Source organism: Streptomyces sp. NPDC037290 (genome assembly GCF_055603245.1).
Genome location: NZ_JBVJVZ010000094.1, coordinates 1 through 3,278 on the forward strand (window position 1 = coordinate 1; position 3,278 = coordinate 3,278).

Below are 3,278 nucleotides of genomic sequence, written 5' to 3' on the forward strand. Positions count from 1 at the left end.
GGCGCGGTCAACGAAGCGGTCGGCGAAGCTGACGACCATGTCGCCGTTGGTCTCGAAGTCGATGTCGGACAGCTCCGGCTCCGGGTTCAGGATCAGGCCGGGTGGACATGTGATGCCGTCCTGGGTCGCGGGCCGGATGTTGCTCCACGGGTACCAAGTGCGGGCGCTGCACACGTCCGTCTTGGGTGGCACGTAACCGTAGTGGGGGTAGGTCAGTGGCTGGTCCATGACAGTGTTGGTGAACTGGCCCGTGACCGGGTCGAACTGCCGAACGACCGCCCGCAGGTCGGCCTTGTTGCCGGTGGACTGGGCCGAGCAGACGCCGCCGACGTAGACCCTGCCGTCCTGGATGCCCAGACCATAGGGACGCCAGTCACTGTTCGCGGCGCAGCCCGGGTCCGGGATGGAGTACGAGGCCTTCGGCGCGGACGCGGTGGACTGCATGGCGTCGTAGCGATACAACCTGCGGTCGTGCAGGTTGACGACATACAGGTCTTTGCCGTCCGGGCTGATGTCAAGGTCACCGAGTGATTCTTTGCCCACCACCGGACCGAACGCCAGGTCCATGTTGGTGCCCGGGTCGTGGGCGGTGGTGCCAGGGTTGGGGACCTGAGTGAACAGCGCGGTGTTGCCGGTGGCCGGGTCCGTCCGGTAGATCGCGCCGGGACCGCCGGGGCCGTACTTGGTGCCCCTCTTGGCATACGCGGACGTGAAGAGCTGCTTGGTCACCTTGTTGTAGCCAAGGCCCCACATTGTGCCCGTATCGGCCTCGGTCGCCAGGTCCTTGACCAGGCCGGGATTCGCGACAGCGTCTCCGCGCGTGTTGAACGCGTACGTCGACAGCGTGCGCTTGGTCGGCGGCGACGGGCTCGGAATGTTGGCGTTCTGGCAGACTGTGGCCAGCGTGGCGTTCTTCTGGCAGTAATCCTCAGGGCTCCAGAACGAGGTCGTGACCTCCACGTTCTTCCCCGCGGACAAGTCGACGAACTCCACGTTCGACGACAGCACCGTCGGGTCCAGCAGAGTCGTACGAGGCGAAGCCGCACCCGGGTAATACACCTTCGGATCCGGGTTCTTCGCCTCAATACGGTACCTACCGCCACTCAAGGCCGTGCCCGGCGACAGCTTCACCGTGCCGTCCGCTTGCGTGACACCGGCCACCGACCGACCCGCGTCGTCGGTGAGTGTGACCGTCACACCGGCCCAGCCCGGCTCCAGCGCCTGATCCCACTTCCCGTTCGCATTCACCTCCCGCACCACACGAATCGTCGCCGTACCATCCCCCGCATCAGCAGACGCCGGCGCCACCGCCGCAAAGAACCCCGCCGCCCCCATCGACACCGATAACGCCGCAGATAATCCCAAAGACATACCACCGGCCCAACGCCGGCGCTGCCGCTGCTCCATCAACCAACCTTTCATTCAATCCGAATCGATACGGCCCCTGTTTATGCGGGCCTAACGCCTGTAGAGATCCACAACGCCGCATCATGTGACGAACCGATGAACCGGAAGGGTGAGGTTCACCCTCACCTGACGGACTGACAGGGACCTCATGAACGCAGCGGCCTCGCGGAAAACGGGTGTGTCCAGTCAACGGCTGATCTTGGTTTTTGAAGGTCAGTGGTTGGTGGTGGGGGTGAGGCGGCCTTCGAAGGCGATCTGGAAGGCGTTCAGTGGCGCCTTCCAGCGCATCGTCCAGCGGCGCTGTCCCTTGCCGGTCGGGTCGAGGCTCATCAGTGCCATGTAGACGCACTTCAGAGCGGCAGCCTCCGAGGGGAAGTGGGCGCGGGCCCTCACGGCCTTGCGGATGCGGGCGTTCACGCTCTCGATCGCGTTCGTGCTGCAGATCACCTTGCGGATCTCGACGTCGAAGGAGAGGAAGGGCACCATCTCGGCCCAGGCGTCCGACCACAGCTTGACCACGGCCGGATACTTGCTGTCCCACTTCTCGGAGAACTCCAGGAACCGCTCGGTCGCGGCGGCCTCGCTCGGCGCGGTGTAGACAGGCTTGAGATCCTTGGCGAGCTTGTCCCAGTCCTGGCGGGCACAGTAACGGATGCTGTTGCGAATCAAGTGAACGATGCACCTCTGAACGACCGGGGTCGCGGAGGACCTGGGCGTGAGCCGGGGCACACTGCGGGACTGGGTGCGGGCCGAGCGGTCCCGCCAGGGCGAGCTGGGCACGACCATGAGCACGACGAGGAAGACCAAGGAGCCGGCCACGGTGAGCGAGCCCACCCGCGAAGAACTTCAGGCCGAGATAGCGGCCCTGCGCACCGAGCTGAAGCAGGTACGCAAACAGAACGCGACGCTCGCTGAGGAGCGCGACATCCTGCGCAAGGCCACGAAGTTTTTCGCGACCGAGATGACCTGGTGAACCGCTGCCAGTTCATCGAGGACCACCGACAGACCCACGAGGTCCAGCGGTTGTGCCGACTCCTTGGGGTGGCCCGCTCCAGCTACTACTGATCTTTAAGGTCGTCCTTGACGATCTGTCAGGGTGGGTATAAGTGCGGTATGGGGACTTCGAATGCCGTGCGCTGGGGGCCGGTTGAGCGTGAAAAGCGGCGGATGCGGGCTGCCGGTCTATTTGAACAGGGTGTGAAGCAGGCGGAGATCGGCCGGCTGTTGGGGGTGTCGCGGCAGGCGGTCGGGCAGTGGCATGCGGCGTGGCGGGAGGGTGGTCGTGAGGCGCTTGTGGCGCGGCCGAACAGTGCCCGCTCGTACCTGACGCCGCAGCAGGAGCAGGAGCTGCTGCGCGAGTTGCGGCTGGGAGCGTCGGCGCACGGCTGGCAGGGCCAGGGCTGGACGCTCTCCCGCATCGCACGTGTGATCGAGGAGCGGTTCGGGGTGCGGTACACGGTACCGGGCGTGTGGTACCTCATGGACCGTCTGGGCTGGTCATGGCAGGCCCCGAAGACACAGGCCGTCCAGCGCGACGAGGAGGCGATCACCGCATGGCGCACACAGACGTGGCCGGCGGTGTCCCATCCGGGCAAGCCGTGACCGAAGGCCGCTGGATCGTCTTCGAGGACGAGTCCGGAGCAGTGCTCGCCGGGGTGGCGCGCCGTACCTGGGGACAGCGGGGCGTCATCCCGGTGATCAAGCTGAACGGGTCACACGGGGACCGGGAGAACATCGTGGCATTCGTGGCCTACCGCCCCGGCTTCGAGCCGCGACGGGGTTATCAAGTTGAGGAGGGTGGTGCGATGATCTTGGTGGAGATCGTCGTGGGAGGGGCCTGCTCGTGGAGTCCGCCGCACCGTCGTACCGGG

At 65.6% G+C, this 3,278-nt stretch carries 3 protein-coding genes and 2 pseudogenes; 3 read left to right on the forward strand and 2 right to left on the reverse strand.

Translation table 11 applies throughout. The features are described from left to right. Together ACZ7HQ_RS44955 and ACZ7HQ_RS44960 are read right to left on the reverse strand one after the other, a co-directional pair. Positions 1-1,407: NHL repeat-containing protein (locus ACZ7HQ_RS44955; protein ID WP_471003289.1), on the reverse strand; the 1,407-nt coding region annotated here is incomplete at its 3' end. A gap of 213 nt (positions 1,408-1,620) precedes the next feature. Continuing rightward, positions 1,621-2,100, reverse strand: a pseudogene (locus ACZ7HQ_RS44960) (transposase); the annotation flags it as partial. A 22-nt stretch (positions 2,101-2,122) separates the two neighbouring features. Between ACZ7HQ_RS44960 and ACZ7HQ_RS44965 the strand changes: the two are divergent. The 3 genes and pseudogenes from ACZ7HQ_RS44965 to ACZ7HQ_RS44975 form a co-directional block, all read left to right on the forward strand. Continuing rightward, positions 2,123-2,380 carry a hypothetical protein gene (locus ACZ7HQ_RS44965; RefSeq protein ID WP_471003295.1) on the forward strand — a complete coding sequence of 86 codons (258 nt, stop codon included), beginning with the start codon at positions 2,123-2,125 and terminating at the stop codon, positions 2,378-2,380. 140 nt (positions 2,381-2,520) lie between these two features. After that, positions 2,521-3,009, forward strand: coding sequence for a winged helix-turn-helix domain-containing protein (locus tag ACZ7HQ_RS44970; protein WP_471003292.1), 489 nt, complete (start codon positions 2,521-2,523; stop codon positions 3,007-3,009). After that, a pseudogene (locus tag ACZ7HQ_RS44975) lies at positions 3,006-3,278 on the forward strand (hypothetical protein); the annotation flags it as partial. The gene ACZ7HQ_RS44970 and the pseudogene ACZ7HQ_RS44975, both read left to right, overlap by 4 nt.